Source organism: Enterobacter sp. UNJFSC 003 (genome assembly GCF_036903355.1).
GTDB lineage: Bacteria > Pseudomonadota > Gammaproteobacteria > Enterobacterales > Enterobacteriaceae > Enterobacter.
The window spans coordinates 1-254 of the sequence record NZ_JBAKHK010000253.1; the positions used below are offsets into that span (position 1 = coordinate 1).

The 254-nt window shown below is 44.1% G+C and carries 1 protein-coding gene; it reads left to right on the plus strand.

Annotation, left to right across the window (positions count from 1 at the left end; all coding sequences use genetic code 11):
• Positions 1 to 254: hypothetical protein (locus V5P19_RS24025; RefSeq protein WP_334408056.1), on the plus strand; the 254-nt coding region annotated here is incomplete at both ends.

Genomic DNA, 254 nt, shown 5'->3' on the forward strand with positions numbered 1-254 from the left:
GTATTTATATTTATCCCGTGGCGCAGAACTGGATATGAATGGGTATCCTCAGACAATAAGCAAACTACTGACGGCTGCAGGCTCTGTGCTGAACATTCATGGCGGAAGCCTGATACTGAATAATGGAGGAGAATCTGCAGGTACTATTGCAGGGGATGGTTCTCTGAACATAAATGGGGGAATGCTTGATATAACGGGTAATAATCGTAATTTTTCCGGTGTTTTTACCGTGAATAAGGGGGCTCATTTGGCTG